At 64.5% G+C, this 21,861-nt stretch carries 22 protein-coding genes and 1 pseudogene; 10 read left to right on the forward strand and 13 right to left on the reverse strand.

Annotated elements, in window-relative coordinates:
* The first annotated feature begins 17 nt into the window (after positions 1-17).
* Both MOV75_RS06015 and MOV75_RS06020 read left to right on the forward strand, forming a co-directional pair.
* A complete protein-coding gene (locus MOV75_RS06015; RefSeq protein ID WP_247005225.1) occupies positions 18-338 on the forward strand; it encodes a hypothetical protein in 321 nt (106 codons plus the stop codon).
* 297 nt (positions 339-635) lie between these two features.
* Positions 636-995, forward strand: coding sequence for a hypothetical protein (locus MOV75_RS06020; protein ID WP_246919529.1), 360 nt, complete (start codon positions 636-638; stop codon positions 993-995).
* Between the two features lie 61 nt (positions 996-1,056).
* Here MOV75_RS06020 and MOV75_RS06025 read toward each other — a convergent pair whose 3' ends face one another.
* Positions 1,057-1,686 (reverse strand): ParB-like protein, encoded by a 630-nt coding sequence (locus MOV75_RS06025; protein ID WP_246919532.1) that lies wholly within the window; start codon positions 1,684-1,686, stop codon positions 1,057-1,059.
* 339 nt (positions 1,687-2,025) lie between these two features.
* Here MOV75_RS06025 and MOV75_RS06030 point away from each other — a divergent pair, with 339 nt between their 5' ends.
* From MOV75_RS06030 to MOV75_RS06055, 6 genes are all read left to right on the forward strand, one after another.
* Positions 2,026-2,367, forward strand: coding sequence for a hypothetical protein (locus tag MOV75_RS06030; RefSeq protein WP_246919535.1), 342 nt, complete (start codon positions 2,026-2,028; stop codon positions 2,365-2,367).
* 221 nt (positions 2,368-2,588) lie between these two features.
* On the forward strand, positions 2,589-2,876 hold the full coding sequence (locus tag MOV75_RS06035; RefSeq protein WP_007592476.1) for an acyl carrier protein: 288 nt from the start codon (positions 2,589-2,591) through the stop codon (positions 2,874-2,876).
* Positions 2,877-2,886: 10 nt separating this feature from the next.
* Entirely contained in the window at positions 2,887-3,357 is a 471-nt protein-coding gene (locus MOV75_RS06040) for a 3-hydroxyacyl-ACP dehydratase FabZ family protein (protein WP_063195480.1), read from the forward strand.
* Entirely contained in the window at positions 3,354-4,562 is a 1,209-nt protein-coding gene (locus MOV75_RS06045; RefSeq protein WP_246919539.1) for a beta-ketoacyl-ACP synthase, read from the forward strand. Before MOV75_RS06040 ends, MOV75_RS06045 begins: the two co-directional genes overlap by 4 nt.
* A gap of 18 nt (positions 4,563-4,580) precedes the next feature.
* Positions 4,581-5,858, forward strand: coding sequence for a beta-ketoacyl-ACP synthase (locus tag MOV75_RS06050; RefSeq protein ID WP_246919542.1), 1,278 nt, complete (start codon positions 4,581-4,583; stop codon positions 5,856-5,858).
* A gap of 8 nt (positions 5,859-5,866) precedes the next feature.
* Complete coding sequence (locus MOV75_RS06055; RefSeq protein ID WP_246919545.1) at positions 5,867-6,799, forward strand: lipid A biosynthesis lauroyl acyltransferase; 933 nt, start codon at positions 5,867-5,869, stop codon at positions 6,797-6,799.
* Between the two features lie 132 nt (positions 6,800-6,931).
* On the opposite strand, the gene MOV75_RS06060 is transcribed toward MOV75_RS06055, so the two are convergent.
* The 7 genes from MOV75_RS06060 to MOV75_RS06090 form a co-directional block, all read right to left on the reverse strand.
* Positions 6,932-8,044: a polyamine ABC transporter substrate-binding protein gene (locus MOV75_RS06060; protein ID WP_246919549.1), complete on the reverse strand. Its 1,113-nt coding sequence runs from the start codon at positions 8,042-8,044 to the stop codon at positions 6,932-6,934.
* A complete protein-coding gene (locus MOV75_RS06065; protein WP_246919552.1) occupies positions 8,045-9,223 on the reverse strand; it encodes an aminotransferase in 1,179 nt (392 codons plus the stop codon).
* Between the two features lie 8 nt (positions 9,224-9,231).
* Positions 9,232-9,558, reverse strand: coding sequence for a rhodanese-like domain-containing protein (locus tag MOV75_RS06070; protein WP_026202463.1), 327 nt, complete (start codon positions 9,556-9,558; stop codon positions 9,232-9,234).
* Positions 9,559-9,863: 305 nt separating this feature from the next.
* A complete protein-coding gene (locus MOV75_RS06075; protein WP_246919555.1) occupies positions 9,864-11,792 on the reverse strand; it encodes a potassium transporter Kup in 1,929 nt (642 codons plus the stop codon).
* Positions 11,793-11,933: 141 nt separating this feature from the next.
* Complete coding sequence (locus MOV75_RS06080; protein ID WP_246919559.1) at positions 11,934-13,835, reverse strand: potassium transporter Kup; 1,902 nt, start codon at positions 13,833-13,835, stop codon at positions 11,934-11,936.
* A gap of 230 nt (positions 13,836-14,065) precedes the next feature.
* Positions 14,066-14,896, reverse strand: coding sequence for a flagellar motor protein MotB (locus tag MOV75_RS06085; RefSeq protein WP_246919562.1), 831 nt, complete (start codon positions 14,894-14,896; stop codon positions 14,066-14,068).
* Between the two features lie 24 nt (positions 14,897-14,920).
* Complete coding sequence (locus MOV75_RS06090) at positions 14,921-15,694, reverse strand: motility protein A (protein ID WP_063195489.1); 774 nt, start codon at positions 15,692-15,694, stop codon at positions 14,921-14,923.
* Positions 15,695-16,064: 370 nt separating this feature from the next.
* On the opposite strand from MOV75_RS06090, the gene MOV75_RS06095 reads away from it, so the two are divergent.
* Complete coding sequence (locus MOV75_RS06095; RefSeq protein WP_246919565.1) at positions 16,065-16,358, forward strand: hypothetical protein; 294 nt, start codon at positions 16,065-16,067, stop codon at positions 16,356-16,358.
* A gap of 2 nt (positions 16,359-16,360) precedes the next feature.
* Here MOV75_RS06095 and MOV75_RS06100 read toward each other — a convergent pair whose 3' ends face one another.
* The 4 genes from MOV75_RS06100 to MOV75_RS06115 all read right to left on the reverse strand — a co-directional run bounded on the left by MOV75_RS06100 (position 16,361) and on the right by MOV75_RS06115 (position 20,904).
* Positions 16,361-17,080 (reverse strand): RraA family protein, encoded by a 720-nt coding sequence (locus tag MOV75_RS06100; protein ID WP_246919568.1) that lies wholly within the window; start codon positions 17,078-17,080, stop codon positions 16,361-16,363.
* A 122-nt stretch (positions 17,081-17,202) separates the two neighbouring features.
* Positions 17,203-18,084 carry a phosphatidylcholine/phosphatidylserine synthase gene (locus MOV75_RS06105; protein WP_246919572.1) on the reverse strand — a complete coding sequence of 294 codons (882 nt, stop codon included), beginning with the start codon at positions 18,082-18,084 and terminating at the stop codon, positions 17,203-17,205.
* Positions 18,085-18,171: 87 nt separating this feature from the next.
* A complete protein-coding gene (locus MOV75_RS06110; protein WP_309486787.1) occupies positions 18,172-18,876 on the reverse strand; it encodes a phosphatidylserine decarboxylase in 705 nt (234 codons plus the stop codon).
* A gap of 72 nt (positions 18,877-18,948) precedes the next feature.
* Positions 18,949-20,904: an ABC transporter ATP-binding protein/permease gene (locus MOV75_RS06115; RefSeq protein ID WP_247005226.1), complete on the reverse strand. Its 1,956-nt coding sequence runs from the start codon at positions 20,902-20,904 to the stop codon at positions 18,949-18,951.
* 201 nt (positions 20,905-21,105) lie between these two features.
* Here MOV75_RS06115 and MOV75_RS06120 point away from each other — a divergent pair, with 201 nt between their 5' ends.
* Positions 21,106-21,711, forward strand: coding sequence for a TIGR00730 family Rossman fold protein (locus MOV75_RS06120; RefSeq protein WP_246919581.1), 606 nt, complete (start codon positions 21,106-21,108; stop codon positions 21,709-21,711).
* A 4-nt stretch (positions 21,712-21,715) separates the two neighbouring features.
* Here MOV75_RS06120 and MOV75_RS06125 read toward each other — a convergent pair.
* Positions 21,716-21,861 (reverse strand): annotated as a pseudogene (locus tag MOV75_RS06125) (VOC family protein); the annotation flags it as partial.

Consider the following 21,861-nt stretch of genomic DNA (forward strand, 5'->3'; position numbering starts at 1 on the left):
GGCCTTCAGGCTCGCAGGTGAAGGCCGCACCGGAAAGCGAACCCATCTGGCAGGCCGATCGGCCGCCGGTCGCATGGCCGGCGCTCGCCTCGGGCCAATGCCCGGTGAAATCGGCGCAGGAGCGAACAGCCGCTGAAGCCTTGGCTGTTGCGAAGGATATCGAGGCCCGCTGGGAGCAGTCGAGAAAATTGCAGGCTCCGACGAAGCGTGTGTCATCGGAAGAGGTCAAGCAAGCACGCTGCGCGCTGCTTGCGATCGATCCCGCCGACAAGGAGTATCCGCAGGCCTGGGCAGCCTTCGTGCGGCTCTGGAACATCGATCGAGACCTGGCCGGTTGAGGCCATAGGCTCGTGCGGAGCGATGCAATCGCCGCGCGGCGGCGGACGCTCTCATCATCGTCCGTCGGACCGCACCAGCGAGGCGCCGCTAGCGTTTCGCCATCAACTCGAGCGCCGGAGCAAAGCGCTCCGCGAACGTCAACGACCTGGCATGGTGAACTGCGGCAAACGATGCCGAGATTCCCGCCGACGCAACCGCGAGCAAGGCAATTACGAAAACCAGACGGCGCATATTCGCCTCCTGTTTGAGCTCGACTACTCCATAGAGATGGGACGGCTCTGTTTCAGGACGGTTTCGTGGACGCGGAATTTGATTTCACTCAAGCGGCTGTGATGGGATTCGGCTTATCTGGGCACGTTCCGCAACCAACTAACAATGGTCGACGTATTTTGCAGCGGATCGCCGGCCATATCGAGAATTCTACGGCCGCGGCCGCAATCCTGAAGCGCAGCGGCGACAAGCAGCGTTCGCTGGAACGGGAGTCATCAGGGAATACTCAAATGAAAGTCGTCATCCAGAAGCTCAATGGCCTGTGGCACCTCATCGTCGGGTCGTGCCAGATCCGAACGCCCTTCCTGGACACCCAGGACCGCGCGCTGGTGATCACCTACGCCCGCCGCGCCTACCCCGGCGCCAGGATCTTCCAGCGCGACTGACGCGAGCGGCGCGCATGATGGTCAGCGCACTAGAGGCACGGGGTGAATCACAACGCGCCCTCTAATCCTCGTCCGCCGGACCGCACCAGCCGGGCAGATAGATCGCATCCTTGCTCTTGGCCGCGGACATCCCCTTCTCGATAGCCTTGTCGAAATCGGCCTCCACCACCTTCCGCGAGAGCTTCCGGCGCAGGAAGTCGGCCCACAAAAATTCGGAGAACGGCGTGGTGTCCTTGGCGAAGCCGCCCATGCGGCGCAGTTCGCCGGCAAGGCTGCGGAACGGATCGTCCTTGAGATCGGCGATCGATTTCGGCAGGTCACGGAACCCCCGCCGCTCGCCCTTGGCGTCGTAAGGGTAGACCCAGCGCTTGTTGTCCATCACGCCCCAGAACGCCTCGCGCTCGACCATGCGGAGGTCGCCGACGACGGTCACCAGCACCTCCTTGACGCCTTCATCATGCAGTGCGCGGCCGAGATGATGATGGTCGATCACGTAGTAGCGCTCGTCCGGACCGTAGACGACGGGGATCATGTGCTTGCCGAGCAGATCGGCCTGCTTCTTCTTGTCATGCCCGCGCCAGCGCTTGCGCTTCTCCTTGACCTCGCGCATGCCGACCGTCATCTGCGTCGGCCGGAGCGACAGGATCGGGACCGGATGCACTCTCGGCTCGCGCGCGTTGGTCGTGGTCATGGTCGAAAGCCCCTCGCATGGTTGCAACTGGCGGCCCAGGTTCCCTCGACTATGACACGGGCGTTGCGGCGACAACACGTGTTCGGAAGGACGCGGAGATCACAAGCCGATGTAGAGGGGAACGAAGGCGGGAAGTCCTCGGCCATCGCCATGCCCGTTGTTGCAACGCAGTCCTCGGGTCCTGCCGCCGACATGACGGCTGGTTCCGCGGTCGCTCCATACCGGTCCATGCACAAATTGTGCGAGTGCACGAATGCACGCAGGCATTGAGAAGATTTTCTGCAACGCGTTCACCACCTGTGCTATCTAAAACCGCTGCTTCGGAGTGATCCCCGCCCCATGAATAGCCAGCGGCCCATAAGCTCTGACGACGAGCACCGGGTGCTCCAGTTCAGGCCGCGCAACTCTCCTTCCCCGACGGTCCACCGCGGCAGCGGTACCGTGCAGCCGTTGCGCGTGGCGCCCGAACCGCTGGACCTGTCACGCTACGAGCAGCCCCGCGCCGAGCCGGGCGACTTTCGCCATCGCATGCTCGCCAACATCGCGGCGCTGGCCTTCACCATCGCACTGACCGCAATCGGAATTTGGCTGGCGGTCAGCATCGCCGACCTGCGCCGGACTCAGGATTGCGTGCTGATGGGCCGTCGCGACTGCGTCAAGATCACAACGCCACACATCTAGGCCCGGTCTGCCGCCGGCCCCCGGCGGAAAAGGCTCCGGCGGGCATCCCCAGCCCCGTCTCCTCGCCTGCCCGGCTCCATTGAACTCAGGGCGGCGCTCCGATATACGGGCTTTCGACCCGGCCAGAGGGGGGTTGAGGGCGTCATCAGGGGCGCGATGCCCACCCACCGTGCCACTCTGGATAACCTGACAAATATCCGCAATATATCAAAGGCTTAGTGATGTCTTCCACATTCGATCAGGTCGCCACGATCATCGCTGAAACGTGCGACATCCCGCGCGACACGATCACGCCGGATAGTCATGCCATCGATGATCTCGGCATCGACAGCCTCGATTTCCTGGACATCGCGTTCGCGATCGACAAGCAGTTCGGCATCAAGCTGCCGCTGGAAAAGTGGACCCAGGAGGTCAACGACGGCAAAGCGACCACCGAGCAGTATTTCGTGCTGAAAAACCTGTGCGCCCGCATCGACGAACTGGTTGCGGCCAAGGGCGCGAGCGCCTAAGCGCGCGGTCATGCAACTCGAATACTTCCACATGATCGATCGCATCGTCGACCTCAAGGTCGACGAGAAGACGATCGTCGTCGAAGCCTTGGTCCCGAAGGAGAGCACCATCTTCGAGGGGCACTTCCCGGGCTACCCCTTGATGCCCGGCGTGCTCCTGATCGAATCGATGGCGCAGGCCTCGGGCTGGCTTCAGCTCGGCGTGTTCAAGTTCGAGCGCATGCCGATCCTAGCCGCCGTGAAGGAGGCCAAGGTCCGCGGCTCGGTCTATCCTGGCGATCTCATGAGCATCGAGGCGAGCCTCACGCATGAAGGCTCCGGCTACGCCATGACCGAAGCCAAGATCAGGGTCGGCGGCAAGCTGCGCGCCAACTCGGCGCTGACCTTCACGCTGATTCCCTTCCCCAATGCGGATATGCGCGGGTACATGGCGAAGGTCGCCGAGCGCGTCGGCTTTCCGCAACAGGCCGTATCGCCATGACTGACACTTCCGCGACGAAGCCAGGCCAGACCGAAGTCTGGATCACCGGCATTGGACTGGCCACCTCGCTCGGCGAGGGCCTGGACGCCAACTGGGCCGCGCTTCAGGAGAAGCGCATCAATGTCGACGAGAAGGGTTTTGCACCCTACATCGTGCATCCCTTGATGCCGGTTACCTTCGACAGCCAGATCCCGAAGAAGGGCGACCAGCGCCAGATGGAAGCCTGGCAGCGCATCGGCACCTATGCCGCGGGCCTTGCGCTCGATTCCGCCGGGATCAAGGGCAACAAGGATATCCTGTCGAAGATCGACATGGTGGTGGCCGCCGGCGGCGGCGAGCGCGATCTCAATGTCGACACCGGCGTGCTCACGGCCGAGGCCAAGGGCGCGAACGCGCCCGGCTTCCTCAACGAGCGGCTGATGAGCGATTTGCGCCCCACTTTGTTCCTGGCGCAGCTCTCCAACCTGCTCGCCGGCAACATCGCCATCGTGCATGGTCTTGGCGGCACCTCGCGCACCTTCATGGGCGAAGAGGTTGCCGGCGCCGATGCCGCCCGTATCGCGCTGTCGCGCATCGCCTCGGGCGAGAGCGACATCGCGCTGGTCGGCGGCTCGCACAATGGCGAGCGCAAGGACTTGCTCGTCCTCTACGAATTCGGCGACTTCAACCTGAAGGACAAGTTCGCTCCCGTGTGGGCGCGCAAGGATCATCCCGGCTTCGCGCTCGGCTCGGCCGGCGCGTTCCTGGTGCTGGAGTCGCGGGCACATGCGGAAGCGCGCGGTGCAAAGCCGTTCGCGAAGCTGTCGAGCGTCGTTGCCGATCTCGCCCGGCGCAAGCAGGGTGGCGACATGACCGCGACGCTGGAGAAACTGTGGGCGAAACTGCCGAAGCGCGAGGGTAAGGGCGCGATCATCACGGGGGCAACCGGTGCGGAGCCGGCCACGAGCGAGGAGCGCGGTTTCCTGAAGAGCCATGCGGATCTCCCGGTGCGCTCGACCGGCACGATGTTCGGCCACACCATGGAGACGCAATTCCCGCTCGGCATCGCGCTCGCCGCGCTGTCGATCTCGCGCGGTGCGCTGTTCCCGCCGAACGATTCCACGGGCACCGAGATTGAAATGCAGGGAGCGCCCACCCAGATTGTGGTGGTGGGAGCCGGACACTGGCGCGGCGAAGGCATGGCGCTGGTCGAGGCAGTTAGCTAGCTCACCCGGGGGATCGACATGACAGCACCACGCGACAAACTCGGGCGCCCCGTCGTCGTCGTCACCGGCATGGGCATCATGACCTCGCTCGGTGCCGGCAAGGCCGACAATTGGGCGAAACTCGTCGCCGGAGAATCCGGCATCCGCACCATCACGCGCTTTCCGGTCGACGGGCTGAAGACCACGATGGCCGGCACTGTCGATTTCGTCAGCGTCGATCCGTTCTCCTCCACCGGCCTGTCCGAGCGGATGGCCGAGCTGGTGACCGAGGAAGCGCTCGCGCAGGCCGGCATCGGTGCCAAGGCCGACTTCCCGGGCCCCCTCTTCCTCGCGGTCGCACCGGTCGAGGTGGAATGGCCGCAGCGCCGCGAGCTCGGCCGCGCCGTCGGTGCGCCCGACTTCACCTATGATGATTTGCTGCGTATCTCCGGCGGCGGCAAGTACAGCGCCTATCACCACCGCTTCATGTTCGGCTCGGTGGCCGCGCACCTCGCCGAGACCTTTGGCACCAAGGGCTCGCCGATCTCGCTGTCGACGGCCTGCGCCTCGGGCGCGACCTCGATCCAGCTCGGCGTCGAAGCGATCCGCCGCGGCGAGACTGATGCTGCGCTCTGCGTTGCGACCGACGGCACCGTGAATCCGGAAGCGCTGGTGCGTTTCTCGCTGCTCTCGGCGCTGTCGACCCAGAACGATCCGCCGCAGGCGGCCTCCCGCCCCTTCTCCAAGAACCGCGACGGCTTCGTCATGGCCGAAGGCGCCGGCGCCCTCGTGCTGGAGAGCTATGAGGCCGCTGTCGCGCGCGGCGCAAAAATCCTCGGCGTGATCGCCGGCTGCGGTGAGCTCACCGATTCCTTCCATCGCACCCGCTCCTCGCCCGACGGCAAGCCGATCATCGGCTGCATGAACAAGACTCTGGCCGATGCCGGCATGACGCCGGACCAGATCGACCACATCAACGCGCACGGCACCGCGACGCCCGAAAACGACAAGATGGAGTTCAACACGACCTCGGCCGTGTTCGGCGAGCTCGCGCAGAAGATTCCGGTCACCTCCAACAAGTCGATGGTCGGCCACACCATCTCGGCGGCCGGCGCCGTCGAGGCGATCTTCTCGCTGCTCACGCTCGAGCATCAGCGCATCCCGCCGACGATCAACTACGAGACCCCGGATCCCACGATCCTGTTCAACGTGGTCGGCAACACGGCGCGCGACGCGCGCGTCACCGCTGTCATGTCGAACTCGTTCGGCTTCGGCGGCCAGAACGCCTCGCTGATCCTGACCCGCGAACCGGCCTGACCGGACGCATGGCGCTGATTCCCATCAGCACGAAGATTCGCGCGCGGAATGCAGCCAAATCGATCAGCGGAAGCCTGATCGGCGCCGCCACCGTCGGCATGCTGCGTACGACGCGCTATTTCGATCCGGCCAAGACTTCGGACTTTTTCGCGCGCGTCACCAAGACGATCGGGCCGCGCCTGCGCGAGCACCGCATCGGCCGCGCCAATCTCACAGCAGCATTCCCCGAAAAGTCGCCGGAGGAGATCGAAAATATCCTGATGGGCGTGTGGGACAATCTCGGCCGCGTCGGCGCCGAGTTCGCCCATATGGACCATGTCTGGGACTATGACCGCGACCATCCGGAGAAGAGCCGGATCGAATTGCCCGCGCGCAGCATCGAGCTGTTCGACCAGATCCGCGACGACGGCAAGCCGGCGCTGATCTTCGCCGCGCACCTCGCCAATTGGGAATTGCCGGCGCTCGCCGCGGTCGCGCACGGGCTGGACGCCGCAATCCTTTACCGCCGGCCGAACATCGCCTCTGCCGACCGCATCATCCAGGAGATGCGCCAGGTCAATATGGGTACGCTGATCCCCGCGGGGCGTGATGCGCCGCTGCGACTCGCGCAGGCGCTGAAGGACGGCAAGCACGTCGCCATGCTGATCGACCAGTACCTGACCGGCGGCGTCGAGGTCACCTTCTTCGGCCGCAAGACCCGCGCCAATCCGATGCTGGCGCGCCTCTTGCGCCAGATCGAATGTCCGATCCACGGCGCCCGCATCATCCGCCTGCCCGGCGGCCGCTTCACCGCCGAGCTGACCGAGGAGGTCCAGCCGGTGCGCGATGCCGAGGGCAGGATCGACATCCAGGGCACGACGCAGGCGATCACGAGCGTGGTGGAAAGCTGGGTCCGCGAGCATCCGGAGCAGTGGCTGTGGCTGCATCGCAGGTGGCGGTAAACGCCGTCACTGCGAGGAGCCCGCGACAAAAATGCGGAGCAATTTTGCGCTGGTGCGACGAAGCAATCCAGAATGCCTTCGCGGAGAGATTCTGGATTGCTTCGCTTCGCTCGCAATGACGAGTGCAGCCCCTCACCGCCCTGTCTTCACCTTGGTCCAGAGCCGGTTGATGATCCGCTGCGTCGCCGGCTCGCGCGCCGTGATGACGAACAATTTTGCGAGCGTCGCCTCGTCCGGATAGATGTTCTTGTCGTTCAGAATCTTCGGATCGACCAGCTTCTGGCTGGCGAGGTTGCCGCTGGCGTAGGACAGGAAGTCCGAGTTCTTGGCGGCGACGTCCGGGCGGTAGAGATAGTTGATCAGCTCGTAGGCTTCCTTGACGTTCCTGGCGTCCGCGGGGATCGCGAGATTGTCGAAGAACATCTGCGCGCCCTCCTTCGGAATGGCGTAGCCGATCTCGATGCCATTCTTGGCTTCAGCGGCGCGGGCGCGGGCCTGCATGATGTCGCCGGACCAGCCGACCACGAAGCAGATCTCGCCAGTGGCGAGCGCGCTCAGATATTCGGACGAGTGGAATTTTCGCACCGAGGGACGAACCTTCACCACGACATCGGCGGCTTTCTCGAGGTCGGCCTGCTTGGTCGAGTTCGGATCGAGCCCGAGATAGTTCAGCGCCGCCGGAAAGATGTCGTCGGCGGAGTCGAGCATGTGGACGCCGCAATCCCTGAACTTGGCGAGGTTCTCCGGCTGGAAGACGATGTCCCAGCTGTCGATCCTGGCATCCGGCCCGAGGATCTGCTTCACCTTGGCGACGTTGTAGCCGATGCCCGTCGTGCCCCACATGTAGTTCGCAGCGTAGTCATTGCCGGGATCGTAGGTCGCAAGATGCTTTGTCACCATCGGCCAAGCGTTGGTGAGGTTCGGCAGCTTGGACTTGTCGAGCTTCTGGAAGATGTTGGCCTTGATCTGGCGCTGCAGGAAATAAGCCGTGGGCACCACGACGTCATAGCCGGACTTGCCGGCCATCAGGCGGGTCTCCAGCGTCTCGTTGGCATCGAACGTGTCGTAGACCACCTTGATGCCGGTCTCCTTGGTGAAGGACTCCAGGACATCCGGCGCCATGTAGTTCGACCAGTTGTAGAAGTTGACGACCCGCTCCTCGGCGGTCGCCGCTTGTGAAAGGAACGTCAGCGCTGCCGCGATCGAGAGACCAAGGCCGAAACCAGGGCGGCTGACGTTCATCATCTACCTCTTGCGTCCGCGCACCGCATCCGACAGCCGCTCCAGCGCGGTGTCGAGCGTCTCGTCCTTCTTGGCAAAGCAGAAGCGCACCACTGATGTCACCGGGTCCTGCTCATAGAAGGCCGAGACCGGGATCGCCGCCACCTTGTAATCCTTCACGATCCGCCAGCAGAATTCAGTGTCGCTCTCGTTGAGCCCGAGCGGCGACAGGTCGACGGTGAGGAAGTAGGTGCCCTGCGACTTGAGCACGGGGAAGCCGAGGCTCTCCAGCCCCTTGGTCAGGCGGTCCCTGCTCCGCGTCAAATCCTTGCGCATCGACAGGAAATACTCGTCGGGCTTGCCGAGGCCATAGGCGACGGCGGCCTGCAGGTTCGGCGCGGTGGTGAAGGTCAGGAACTGGTGCACCTTGGCGGCGACGCGCAGCAGCGGCGGCGCGGCGCAGACGAAGCCGATCTTCCAGCCCGTCAGCGAGAAGATCTTGCCAGCCGAGCCGACCTTGATGGTGCGATCGCGCATGCCGGGGATGGTGATCAGCGGGATGTGCTTGTGCTCGTCAAAGGTGACGTGCTCCCAGACTTCGTCAGTGATCGCGATGACGTCGAACTCCTGGCAGTAGCGCGCGAGCAGATCGAGATCCTCGCGCGGATAGACCACCGCGGACGGATTCAAGGGATTGTTGAAGAGCACCGCCTTGGTCTTTGAATTGAAGACGCTTTTCAGCATGTCCTCATTCAACCGCCAATGCGGCGGCTCGAGCCGCACCAGGCGCGGAATGCCGCCGGCCTGGCGGATGATCGGCAGGTAGGAATCATACACCGGCTGGAAGCACACCACCTCGTCGCCGGGCTGGACCACCGCGAGGATGGCCGAGGTCAGCGCCTCAGTGCCGCCGGAGGTGACCATCACCTCGCTCATCGGATCGAGCTTGAGGCCGTGCCAATGTCCGTAATGGGTCGCGATGGCCTGGCGCAGCTCCGGCAGGCCCATCATCGAGGGGTACTGGTTATAGCCGTTCAGCGAGGCGTCGGCCGCGGCGCGGCGGATGTCCTCGGGGCCGGGATCGTCCGGAAAGCCCTGGCCGAGATTGATGGCGGCATTGTCGCGCGCGGCCTGCGACATCGCCTCGAATATGGTGACGGGAAGGTCGGCAAAGACCTTGTTCAGGGAAGCGCTTTTGGACATGGGGCCGATCAGCCGCCGACCTTGCTGGGAAGACCCGCCGCCTTCCAGCCGAGCATGCCGCCGGCCAGATGCTTGTCGTAAGGCAGGCCCGCCGCCTGCGCCGCGAGCGAGGCCGTCACCGAGCGCTTGCCTGAGCGGCAGGCGAACACGACATCCTTGCCTTGGGGATCGGGGATCGCCTTGGGATCGAAGGTCGAGAGCGGCACCACAACGCCGTAGGGATAGGCCTCGGCTTCGACCTCGTTCGGCTCGCGCACGTCGACCAGCAGATAGCGCCCTTCCGCGACACCCTTGGAGACCTCGTCCGGGGTCAGATCCTGTACCTGGTTTGCCACATCATCCTCCAACATCGCGAGCCGTATACCGGGGCGTCCCCGGCCGGCGGCAACCTCGCCTCTCGGCTTGTGAAAATCAAGCGCTACAAAGGCTTGAGCCGCCCGGCGCAAGTTAAAGCTAAATCGGAGCGACTTGAAGTGCGGCTTTGGAGCTCCTGCCTGGGAGACCCACTTCACCTCTCACCGCGCGTTGGGTGTCATTCCCCGCGAAGGCGGGGGATCCAGTACGCCGCGGTTCCTCGGTTCTAGCCACGCTGACTCTGGAACAGTGGGTCGCCCGGTCAAGCCGGGCGACGACAGCGGCGCTAGATCGTCACCTGGGTGCCGACCTCGACGACGCGCCCCGACGGGATCTGGAAATAGTCGGTGGCGTCGTTGGCGGAGCGGCTGAGCGAGATGAACAGCCGGTCCTGCCAGCGCGGCATGCCGGAATGCGCTGCGGGCTTGAGCGCCCTGCGCGACAAGAAGAACGAGGTCGACATGATGTCGAACTGCCAGCCGAGTTTGCGGGCGATCGCCAGCGCCTTCGGCACGTTGGGCGATTCCATGAAGCCGAATTTCAGCGTCACCTTGGAGAAGGTCGGTGAGATCTGCTCCAGCTTCACGCGCTCGGCCGGATCGATCCGCGGGGTCTGCGCCGTCTCGATGGTGAGAATGACATTCTTCTCATGCAGCACTTTGTAGTGCTTCAGACTATGCATCAGTGCGGTCGGCGCGCTGAGCGGGTCCGAGGTCAGGAACACGGCGGTGCCGGGCACCCGCTGCGGCGGCCGCTTCTCCAGCATCGCCACGAGGTCAGCGAGCGGGAACTCGAGCTTGCGCGACTTCTCGAACAGCAGCCGACTGCCGCGGCGCCACGTGTACATCAGGATGATCATGAGCGCGCCGAGCGCCAGCGGCACCCAGCCACCCTCGAACACCTTGAGCAGGTTCGCGGCCAGGAAGGTCAGGTCGAGGAACAGGAACGGGGCAATCAGCGCGGCGGCCGCGAGCGGCGACCACCGCCAGACCTTCCAGATCACCACGAAGCCCATCATCGCCGTGACCACCATGGTCCCGGTGACGGAGATGCCGTAGGCCGAGGCCAGCGCGCTGGAGGAGCGGAACAGCAGCACCAGCAGCACCACCGCGAGCAGCAAGAGCTGGTTGATGCGCGGGATGAAGATCTGGCCGGAATGGGCTTCAGAGGTATGACGAATTTCGAAGCGCGGCAGCAGCCCAAGCTGAATCGCCTGGCGCGTCAGCGAATAGGCGCCGGTAATGACCGCCTGACTCGCGATAACGGTCGCCATGGTGGCGAGCACAACCATGCAGCCGCGGATGAAACCTTGCGGGAAGAGCTGGAAGAATGGGCTGACGATCGCGCCGGGATCGCTGAGGACGAGCGCGCCCTGCCCGAGATAGTTCAGCGCCAGCGATGGCAGCACGATCGACAGCCACGCAATCTGGATCGGCCGCTTGCCGAAATGGCCGAGATCGGCATAGAGCGCCTCGGCGCCGGTAACCGCCAGGAACACGGCGCCCAGCGTGACAAAGCCAATGATGCCGTGATGGATCATGAAGGACACGGCGTAGAGCGGGTTCAACGCGTATAGGACTTGCGGCTGCTGGATGATGGGATGGATCGCCGCCGCCGCGATGACCGCGAACCAGACGCACATGATCGGACCGAAGAAGGCGGCGACGCGGGCGGTTCCGCGCGACTGCACCGCGAACAGGCAGACCAGGATCACAACCGTCAGCGGCACGATATAGGGCTCGAACCGGAGCGTGACGTCCTTCATGCCCTCGATCGCCGACAGCACCGAGAGCGCCGGCGTGATCACGGCATCGCCGTAGAACAACGCGCCGGAGATGATGCCGAGCAGGACGATGGTCGTCCCGCCGGTGCCGACCGCACGCTGGGCCAGCGCCATCAGTGCCAACGTGCCGCCCTCGCCATTGTTGTCGGCACGGAGCAGGATCACGACGTATTTGAGCGTCACCACGACGACGAGCGCCCACAGGATCAGGGAGAGCACGCCGAGCACCGCTGCCGGCGTCGGCAACCCCTCTGCGCCCGAGGCGGCCATCACCGCTTCACGGAACGCGTAGAGCGGGCTGGTGCCGATATCGCCGTAGACGACGCCGATGCTGCCGAGCGTCAGCGCGCCGAAACGGGCGGTGGTGTGGGCCTCGCCATGCCCATTGGCCGCCGCCGTTTCCGGGGCGGAAATCGCTACATCGCTTGTCATGGGAGAGCCCAGTGGCCTCTAAAAATGCTTCACTGCACAATGGCGGAAGAGCGCGCGGCTTATAGTCCTGCGCTACCGGCATAGCCTAGCCCGATTTCGGAGCCTGGCCATGCAAATTCGCATAGCTGGAGCAGATGCGTTCTAGATGGTGACCTGGGTTCCGACTTCAACCACCCGGCCGGTGGGGATTTGGAAGTAATCCGTGGCATCGTTGGCGGACCGGCTGAGCGCAATGAACAGATGGTCCTGCCACAGCGGCATGCCCGACTGCGCCGACGCTTTCAGCGACCTTCGCGACACGAAGAATGACGTCGACATGATGTCGAATTGCCAGCCCTGCTTGCGCGCGATCGCGAGCGCCTTGGGCACGTTCGGCTGCTCCATGTAGCCGAAGCGCAGCCGGACCTTGGAGAATTTCTCGCTGATCTTTTCCATCCGGAACCGCTCGGACAGGTCCACCCGCGGCGTGTGCGCGGTCTCGATGGTCAGGACCACGTTGTGCTCGTGCAGCACCTTGTTGTGCTTGAGATTGTGCAGCAGCGCGGTCGGCACGAACGAGGGATCGCTGGTCAGGAACACAGCGGTGCCCTTGACGATATGCGGGGGCCGCTTCTCGAGGCTCCGGATCAGATCGTCCAGCGGCACCTCGATCCGGCGCGTCTTCTGGATCAGAATCCCGGAGCCCTTCCGCCAGGTCCAGATCGTCCCCGCCATAGCCACGCCGAACAGCAGGGGCACCCAGGCGCCCTCGAGCAGCTTCAGGAGATTGGCGCTGAAAAAGCTCAGATCGACGACGACGAAGGGCACGATCACGGCAGCAGCCGTGGCGGCGCGCCAGTTCCACAATTTCCAGATCACGACGAAGCCCATGATGCCGTCGGCGACCATGGTGGTGGAGACCGCGATGCCGTAGGCCGAGGCCAGATTGCTGGGAGTGTGAAACAGCAGGACCAACAGCATCACGCCGATCAGCAGCAGCCGGTTCACCCGCGGAAGGTAGATCTGGCCGGCATGGGTCTCGGACGTATAACGGACCTCGAAACGCGGCAGCAGGCCGAGCTGCACCGCCTGATAGACCAGCGAATAGGCACCGGTGATCACCGCCTGGCTCGCGATCACGGTCGCGGCAGTCGCAAGCCCGACCAGCGGCAGCACCAGGCCTTCGGGCACCATGCGATAGAAGGAATGCTCGATTGCGCTCGGATCGGACAGCACCAGCGCGCCCTGCCCGAAATAATTGATCAAGAGCGCGGGAAGTACGAAGAACATCCATGCCAATTGGATCGGCTTGCGGCCGAAATGGCCGAGATCGGCATAGAGCGCCTCGCCCCCTGTCACCGCCAGGAACACCGCGCCGAGCGTCACGAGGCCGATCGTGCCGTGCGACAGCACGAACTGCACCGCGTAATAGGGATTGATCGCCGCCAGCACGGTCGGGTCGTCGGCGATGTGGACCGCCCCCATCACCGCGATGATGGTGAACCAGACCACCATCACCGGCCCGAAGGCCGAGGCCACCAGCGCGGTCCCCTTGCTCTGGACCGCGAACAGCAGCACCAGGATGAGCACGGTGAGCGGCACCACGTAATGCTCGAGCGCGGGGGTTGCGAGCTTCAGGCCTTCGACCGCCGACAGCACCGATATCGCCGGCGTGATCATGGAATCGCCGATGAACATGGAGGCGCCGACCACGCCGAGCGCGAGCAGAACCCAGCTTCGCCGCCCGAGCGCGCGCTGGCCGAGCGCCATCAGGGAAAGCGTGCCGCCCTCCCCGTTATTGTCGGCGCGCAGCAGCAGCAGAACGTATTTGGCGGTGACGACGATCAACAGCGCCCACAGGATCAGCGAGAGCACGCCCAGCACGATGACCCGCGAGACCGGCTCGCCATGGGCCGCGGCCTTGACAGCCTCGTGGAATGCATACAGGGGCGAGGTGCCGATATCGCCGAAGACGACGCCGATGCTCCCGAGCGTAAGGGCCCAAAAACCTGAGGTGACCGGTTGCCCATCCTGGGTCTCGGCCTGTGTGATGCTCGCCGTCATGAAGGTGGAAAACGCTTCTTCCCTGGAATTGATCCGGCGCCTTTTGACGCTTCCGGCGCGCCTGTCAATCAGCCCATCACCATAGCAGGCGCCCAGACAGAAGCTGTGACACCGCAGCAACGTTCGTCGCCCGCGCGACGACATGCCTCAGGTAAAATGGTAACGCAAGAGGACATATTTTCCGAGCATGATCTCGTCGGAAAAACGGTGCCCACTTTACCGGACCATGCTCAGGGCTTCAGATTCGGCGGCAGCGGGGGATCTTCGCGCATCAGGGTGATGGTCACCCGCCGGTTGGCCGCGAGCGAAGGATCGTCCGGAAACAGCGGCTGGGTGTCCGCCTTTCCGGAGACAGCGAAGATATGCGACGGCGGCAGGCCTTCGCGTTCGAGGATCTGGCGCACGGCGTTGGCGCGATCGGCCGACAGATCGAAGGCGCCGTACTCGCTGCGGGTCGGCACGAAGCCCGCCGCGGTGTGGCCGGCGATGGAGACGCGGAGCGGCGTGGCCTTGAGCGGGATCGCGAGCTTTTCGACCAGACGGCGGGTGCGGTCATAGGGGACCTTGGAGCCGTCGGCGAACATCGAGCGGCCGTCCTGGTCGACGATCTCCAGGTTGAGACCCTGCTTGGTCTCCTCAAACATGATGTGCTTGGACATCTCGGTCAGCTCCGGCATGTCCTGCAGCGCCTGGCGCAGCGAGGCCGCAGCGAGCGCGAAATTGCGGTCGACCTTGATCTTCGCCCCCGACGTGCGGTCGCGATCCTCCTGGTCCGGCGTCGGCGTGTTGGAGGCATCCTCGGGCTGGATATGGTCGACGTTCTTCAGCCGTGGGCGGGTCGGCAACCCGTCGGACTCGACGATGCCGGCATAGCGCGCTTCGCTCTGCACACCGAAGGCGTCGCGCATCGATCCCGCGACGATCTTCAGCTTGTTGGCGTCCTGCGTCGAGAATGCGACGAGCATCACGAAGAAGCTCATCATCAAGCCCATCAGGTCGGCGAAGGTCACGAACCAGCCGTGACCGCCTCCGTGCGCATCGCCGCGTTTCTTCTTGGCCATGGCTGAAAATCCCGGCGGGCGGTCTTACGCCGGCACCGGCTCACCCTCGGCGTGACGATGCTTCTCCGGCAGGTAGGCCAGCAGCATTTCGCGCACGAGCGTCGGGCTCTTGGAGTCGCGGATCATCAGGATGCCGTCGATGATCAGGGTACGATTGGTCTCCTCGTCCAGCAGCTTGCCGTGCAGCTTGTCGGCGATCGGCAGACAGAACAGGTTCGCAACCAGCGCGCCGTAAAGCGTGGCGAGCAGCGCGGTCGCCATGAACGGGCCGAGCTTGGACGGATCGGTCATGTTGGCGAACATCTGCACCATGCCGATCAGGGTGCCGATCATGCCGAACGCCGGGGCGCAATCGCCGATGGCGCGGTAGATCTTGCTGCCCTCGTCCAGATGCATGAGGAAGTTGTCGCGGTCGCGCTCGAGATTGTCGCGGATGAAGTCGAGGTCGTAGCCGTCGGCGACGTAGCGGATGCCTTTGGCGAGGAAGGGCTCGTCGGTCTCGACCTTTTCGAGACCCACCGGGCCCTGCTTGCGGGCGATCTCGGCGATGCGGGCGAGCTCGTCGACGAGGTCGTGCGCCGACAGGCGGCTCATGGTGAAGGCGAACTTGGCTCCGAGCGGAAGGCCGTGCAGGAGTGCCGAGAGCGGAAAGCGGATCATGGTGGCGGAGATCGAGCCGCCGAAGATGATGATCATCGCATGTTCGGAGATGAACATGTGGAGGTCGCCGCCCATGAAGATCATCGCAGTGATGACGATGATGCCCGCCGTGAGCCCGACGCTCGTCATGATATCCATGGGATACTCCAACGCGTACGCAACAACGGCCGTCCTGGCCGCTGGCGCGGCCCAACCCCGAACCGCATCGGAAACCCTAGAGCGCCGCCCTTAAAGCCGCGTAAAGGTTAAGTTGAGCCGGCCTGCCAAACCGGGCGCAGTGCACTCGGAGGATGCGGGCTTTGCCGATCACCGACAGGAATTTCAACGCTTTGCTAACCATGATTGGGCTGCGACGAGGCGATGAAGACACGGCGTCCACTTGAACAGCTGCGAGACGGTTTGCTCGTGCTCCGGATGGAGCGCTGCGGCCCTGCGCCACGGGCAAAACGATGGATGGATCTGCTATCCTGCAGCCCTGCGGCATGCTCGATCGCGGGAGCGATTTGCAATGTTGACGCTGTTCAGTCTTCTCACCGCGTTGCCGGCGCTGCTGGCGCTGCATATGCTCGAACCGGAGCTCGTCCTGCCGGCGTTCAGCGCCCTGCTCTTTGTCGAGGCTGCCTTCGCCGTCATTGCAGCGCGGTTGATTCACACCACCGACAGCCCAGACGACGTCACCCTGTGGGACTTCGCCGGCGGCTTCACCCTCATCGGATGCGCCGCCGCTGTGTTTGGTGAGCCCGATCAGGCTGCCCTGTTCCTGAGCGAACAAGGCAGCCCACGACCGGCGTCGTCGCCGTAAGCTCAGTGAATTTCCGCCGAGCGCTTCAGCGCGGCCTTCAGCTTCTCCAGCGAGAAGTCGGGGCTGCGGGCGATCTCCAGGATCGGCGTCTCGCGGCGGCCACAGAGTTCGGCGGCCTCGGGCAGCTTGGCGGCGATGTCGTGCGGAATCACGATGGCGCCGTGCTGGTCGGCGTGAATCAGGTCATCCGACTTCACGGTCATGCCGGCAACGCGCACCTCGCCGCCAAAGCTCTCGGCATGCACCCAGGCATGGGACGGCCCGATCGAGCCGGCCAGCGCCTGGAAGCCAGGGGCCCATTGCGGGATGTCGCGGATCGAACCGTCGGTGATGACGCCGAGGCAGCCGAGCGCCTTGTGCACGTTGCTCTGGACCTCGCCCCAGAACGCGCCGTAGCCGACGTCAGGACCGTCGATGTCCTGGATCACCGAGATGCGCGGACCATGGCCGGTGCCGACATACTCGTAATATTCGATGCGGCGCTTGGACTGCTCTTCCGCCGGCAGCGAGGATTTCAGCACCGAGCGGATCGCAACCGTGCGGGCGTAGCCGACGATCGGCGGCAGATCGGGGAACGGGCAAACCAATTGCTTGGTGGTGTAGCCGATCAGCCGGCGCTCGGGCGCCACGATCTCCATGGCATTGCAGATCGTCGGCGTGTCGTAGCGGCCCAGCGCTTCGAGGACGGAAGCGGGCAGCGGCCCGGTCGCGGAATTGGTCAAGGCGTTCTCTCCCAGATTGGCGGCCGCTGTTGGCGCGGTGCCGCCGGCACAGGGCGATATAGCCGAGATCGAGCCTCGACCCAACTCAGCACGCCTTCATGGCAGATATCCGTAACAACCGTTCAGTGCAGCCGTCCGGGCCGGTCGTCATCCGGCGGTGGCTCCGACAAATTCGCCAGCGTCGGCGCCGAAGGTGGTGACGGGACTTCGCCTTCCGCCGGCGTTGCGGTTTCCAGCGCGCGCGCCTGGTCGCGGTAGGATTTGTAGCCGAGCGGCAGGCAGAGCAGATACAGCACCGTGCCGATCGACAGCACGTGCCAGGGATAGGCGATCAGCAGGGCGATGAAGACGATCACGGCGACGAAAGCCGGCAGCACCAGCTCCGGCGGCACGCGCATGCGCTTGGTCTTGCCGGAGAACACCGGCAGGCGCGACACCATCAGGAAGGCGATCAGGAGCGTATAGGCCGCCGTCACCACCGCGGGAGTGCGGCCGAGATCGAGGAACGCGACGTAAATCGGCAGCAGCACGGTGATAGCGCCGGCCGGCGCCGGCACGCCGGTGAAGAAATTGGCGGCGAAGGCCGGCTTGTTGGGATCGTCCATGGTGGCATTGAAGCGCGCCAGACGCAGGCCGCCGGAGATCGCGAACACCATCGCGGCGATCCAGCCGGCATTGCCGAGCTCATGGAGCTGCCAGAAATACAACATCAGGCCGGGCGCCACACCGAAATTGACGAAGTCAGCGAGGCTGTCGAGTTCGGCGCCGAACTTGGATTGGCCCTTGATCATGCGCGCGATGCGGCCGTCGATGCCGTCGAGGGCCGCCGCGAACACGATGGCGTAGACGGCGAGCGACATCCGCCCCTCGATCGACAGCCGGATCGAGGTCAGGCCGGCGCAGATCGCCAGCAGCGTGATGATGTTGGGCACCAGCATCCGCACCGGAATCGGGCGGAACCGGCGGCGGCGCGTATCGGGGTATTTGAAGTCATAGGGCGTCATCGCTGGTCCTCACCTCAAGGCGAGATATAGCAAGTCGCGTCTCCCTCCGCCATTGCGGCGGAAGGCCCCCACAGACCGACTAATTGGTTAAATGGCGCGGTAGGCGCGGCTGGGGTCGTCGCCCGCAAGATCGGCCAAAATCGTCTCGCCGGCGATGGCGGTCTGCCCTTCCGAGACCAGCGCCTTGGTTCCCGCAGGCAGGTAGACGTCGAGCCGCGAGCCGAAGCGGATCAGACCGAAACGCTCGCCGGCGCCGATCGCCTGCCCCTCCCTGACGAAGCAGACGATGCGCTTGGCGACAAGCCCTGCAATCTGGACCACTCCGATCCGCGCCGTCGGTGTCGAGATCACCAGCGAATTGCGCTCATTGTCCTCGCTGGCCTTGTCAAGCTCGGCATTGATGAAGAGGCCGGGGCGGTAGGCGATGCGGTCCACCCTGCCCGCGACGGGAGCGCGGTTCACGTGGCAATTGAAAACGCTCATGAACACCGAGATGCGCGGCAGCGGCCGATCGCCGAGCCCGAGTTCGGCCGGCGGCAGCGCCATGGTGATCATCGAGACGCGGCCGTCGGCCGGCGACACCACCAGCCCCTCGCGCACCGGCGTCACGCGCACGGGATCGCGGAAGAACAGCGCGCACCACACGGTCAGGATCGTGCCGATCCAGCCCAGAGGCGACCACAGCCAGAACAGGATCAGGCTTGCCAGCGCAAAGCCGCCGATGAAGGGATAGCCCTCCTTGTGGATCGGTGGGATCTGACGCTGGATCGAATCGAGAATGGACATCGCTATCTGCCGGTCGGAGTTAATGGCGCGGGTCGTCGCGCGGGCTTGTTTAGGCCAGAGTTGGGACCGGAGACAAGGTCACTCCGCCGCCGCAGGCGCCGTCAGGGCGTCGTCGACCGGTGGCGGCTCCCGGTTGGGGGCCTCGCCGGTGTCGGCCATCTTGGCCAGTTTCTCGCGCGCTGCCTCGGCCTCGCGCTGCCTGTTCCACATGCTGGCATAGAGGCCGCCATGGGCGAGCAGCTTGGCATGGGTCCCGCGCTCGGCGATGCGGCCCTGATCCAGCACGATGATCTCGTCGGCTCCAACGATGGTCGAAAGCCGGTGCGCGATCACCAGCGAAGTACGGTTCTTCGCCACCCGTTCGAGCGCGCCCTGGATCTCGTGCTCGGTGTGGGTGTCGAGCGCCGAGGTCGCCTCGTCCAGCACCAGGATCGGCGGCGCCTTCAAAACAGTGCGCGCGATCGCGACGCGCTGCTTCTCGCCGCCGGACAGTTTGAGCCCGCGCTCGCCGACCTGGGTCTCGTAACCCTTCGGCGACATGCGGATGAAATGGTCGATCTGCGCGAGCCGCGCCGCTTGCTCGACTTCGGCATCGCTGGCGTCCCAGCGCCCGTAGCGGATGTTGTAGCGGATGGTGTCGTTGAACAGCACGGTGTCCTGCGGCACCATGCCGATCGAGGCCCGAAGCGAATCCTGCGTCACCGCACGGATGTCCTGCCCGTCGATCAGGATCTTGCCGCCGGAGACGTCGTAGAGGCGGAACAGCAGACGCGAGATGGTCGACTTGCCTGCCCCTGACGGGCCGACGATGGCGACGGTCTTGCCGGCCGGCACCTCGAAGCTGATGCCCTTGAGGATAGGCCGCGTTGCCTCATAGGCAAAGCGCACGTCCTCGAAGCGCACGGTGCCGGCGGAGATGACCAGCGGCTGCGCATCGGGCGCGTCCTTGATCTCGGCCTCGCGGCCCAGCACATTGAACATCTTCTCGATGTCGATGATCGCCTGCTTGATCTCGCGATAGACCATGCCCATGAAGTTCAGGGGCTGATAGAGCTGGATCATCATGGCGTTGACCAGCACGAAATCGCCGACGGTGTTGGTGCCGTTGCGCACGCCGATCGCGCACATCAGCATGGTCGCGGTCAGCCCCAGCGTGAAGATCACCGCCTGGCCGGTGTTGAGCACCGCGAGTGAGGTGTAGGTGTGGACGCTCGCCTCCTCGTAGCGCGCGACCGACTTGTCGTAGCGCTGGGTCTCGCGCGCCTCGGCGCCGAAATATTTCACGGTCTCGTAGTTGAGCAGCGAGTCGATCGCCTTGGTGTTCGCCTCGGTATCGGAATCGTTCATCTTGCGGCGGATGCCGATCCGCCACTCGGTCGCGATGTAAGTGTAGTACATGTAGAGCATGACCGTGATCAGCGTTGCGACCACGTAGCGCCAGTCGAATTGCCAGAGCAGCACGGCCATCAGCAGCGAGACCTCGACGATGGTCGGGATCAGCTGCAGGATCACCATGCGTACGATGACCTCGATGCCCTCGCGGCCGCGCTCGAGCACGCGCGTCAGACCGCCGGTCTTGCGCTCGAGATGAAAGCGCAGCGACAGCTCGTGCATATGGATGAAGGTGATGGTGGCGAGCTTGCGCACCGCATGCATGGCGACGCGCGCAAAGATGCCATCGCGCCACTGTGTCAGCAACGCCATCAAGATGCGCATCGTGCCGTAGCTCACGGTCAGCAGCAACGGCGAGGCGATCACCCAGAGGTGCCAATTGTCAGCCTGCAGCGGCGCCGTATTGGCGCCGGTCAGCGCGTCCGTCGCCCATTTGAAGCTGAACGGTACCGTCAACGTGATCAGCTTGGCAGCGAGCAGCAGCACAAGCGACCACACCACACGCATCTTCAGGTCGAAGCGGTCGCCTGGCCAGATAAAGGGCCACAGATGCGCCAGCGTGCCCATCAACGTGGCCCGCTCCGGCGGGCCGCCGGCAGGATCGGGAACGTCGGCGCCGTCGAACGATTGAGGTTGGTCCATCAAAAAGCCTGAAATCCCGCCGGATGCGGGCGTCACCGCGATTTACGATTTTCGCCTGTCATATAGAGCCTTCCCGATGTCAACGCACCCCGCCAGATGGCGAATCTTCGATTGTTTGTCGCCGTTTACCGGTAGATTTCCGGGAGTATCGAATCACCGATTGGGCTTGACGCCTCTTCGCTGCAATGCATCATGGCACCAATGAGCACGATCAAAACCGTCTGTGTCTATTGCGGCTCCGGCCCAGGAACCAATCCCCGCTTCACCGAAGGCGCCAAGGCGTTCGGCAAGGCGCTCGCCGAGAACAACATCCGCCTCGTCTATGGCGGCGGCTCGCTTGGCCTGATGGGCTCGGTCGCGACCTCCGTGCTTGATCACGGCGGCACCGTCACCGGCATCATCCCCGAGTTCCTGCGGATGCGCGAGAATGCGCTGACGCGCGTGCAGGAGATGATCGTCACCCCCGACATGCACGAGCGCAAGCGGCTGATGTTCGAACGCTCCGACGCCTTCGTGGCGCTGCCGGGTGGCGTCGGCACGCTGGAGGAGCTGGTCGAGCAGTTGACCTGGAAGCAGCTCGGCCGTCACGCCAAGCCCGTGCTGCTCGCCAATATCGACAATTTCTGGGAGCCGCTGTTCTCGCTGCTGTCGCACATGCGCCAGACCGAGTTCATCCGTGCCGGCCTTTCGGTCGACATCCTCAAGGCCGATCGGGTCGAGGAGATCCTGCCGAAGCTGAAGGCCGCCGTGGCACGGCTCGCCGAGGCGGAAAAAGAGCTCGCTCCGGAAGTCGCGCGCAAGCTCTGACGCCCTACTCCGCAGGAAACGTCACCGCCTCGATCCGGTTGCCGTCGGGATCGACGACGAAGGCCGCGTAGTAGCGCACGCGATCATGCGGGCGGATGCCCGGCGCACCGTCGGATGCGCCGCCGGCGGACAGAGCTGCGGCGTGAAACG

Source organism: Bradyrhizobium sp. PRIMUS42 (assembly GCF_023006515.1).
GTDB lineage: Bacteria > Pseudomonadota > Alphaproteobacteria > Rhizobiales > Xanthobacteraceae > Bradyrhizobium.

Coding starts and splice junctions, on each gene's coding strand:
- MOV75_RS06040 (WP_063195480.1), top strand. CDS start 2,887: ATGCAACTCGAATACTTCCACATGATCGATCGCATCGTCGACCTCAAG.
- MOV75_RS06080 (WP_246919559.1), bottom strand. CDS start 13,835: ATGACGGCGAGCATCACACAGGCCGAGACCCAGGATGGGCAACCGGTC.
- MOV75_RS06035 (WP_007592476.1), top strand. CDS start 2,589: ATGTCTTCCACATTCGATCAGGTCGCCACGATCATCGCTGAAACGTGC.
- MOV75_RS06030 (WP_246919535.1), top strand. CDS start 2,026: ATGAATAGCCAGCGGCCCATAAGCTCTGACGACGAGCACCGGGTGCTC.
- MOV75_RS06045 (WP_246919539.1), top strand. CDS start 3,354: ATGACTGACACTTCCGCGACGAAGCCAGGCCAGACCGAAGTCTGGATC.
- MOV75_RS06055 (WP_246919545.1), top strand. CDS start 5,867: ATGGCGCTGATTCCCATCAGCACGAAGATTCGCGCGCGGAATGCAGCC.
- MOV75_RS06105 (WP_246919572.1), bottom strand. CDS start 18,084: ATGACGCCCTATGACTTCAAATACCCCGATACGCGCCGCCGCCGGTTC.
- MOV75_RS06075 (WP_246919555.1), bottom strand. CDS start 11,792: ATGACAAGCGATGTAGCGATTTCCGCCCCGGAAACGGCGGCGGCCAAT.
- MOV75_RS06060 (WP_246919549.1), bottom strand. CDS start 8,044: ATGATGAACGTCAGCCGCCCTGGTTTCGGCCTTGGTCTCTCGATCGCG.
- MOV75_RS06095 (WP_246919565.1), top strand. CDS start 16,065: ATGTTGACGCTGTTCAGTCTTCTCACCGCGTTGCCGGCGCTGCTGGCG.
- MOV75_RS06025 (WP_246919532.1), bottom strand. CDS start 1,686: ATGACCACGACCAACGCGCGCGAGCCGAGAGTGCATCCGGTCCCGATC.
- MOV75_RS06065 (WP_246919552.1), bottom strand. CDS start 9,223: ATGTCCAAAAGCGCTTCCCTGAACAAGGTCTTTGCCGACCTTCCCGTC.
- MOV75_RS06090 (WP_063195489.1), bottom strand. CDS start 15,694: ATGGATATCATGACGAGCGTCGGGCTCACGGCGGGCATCATCGTCATC.
- MOV75_RS06050 (WP_246919542.1), top strand. CDS start 4,581: ATGACAGCACCACGCGACAAACTCGGGCGCCCCGTCGTCGTCGTCACC.
- MOV75_RS06115 (WP_247005226.1), bottom strand. CDS start 20,904: ATGGACCAACCTCAATCGTTCGACGGCGCCGACGTTCCCGATCCTGCC.
- MOV75_RS06085 (WP_246919562.1), bottom strand. CDS start 14,896: ATGGCCAAGAAGAAACGCGGCGATGCGCACGGAGGCGGTCACGGCTGG.
- MOV75_RS06120 (WP_246919581.1), top strand. CDS start 21,106: ATGAGCACGATCAAAACCGTCTGTGTCTATTGCGGCTCCGGCCCAGGA.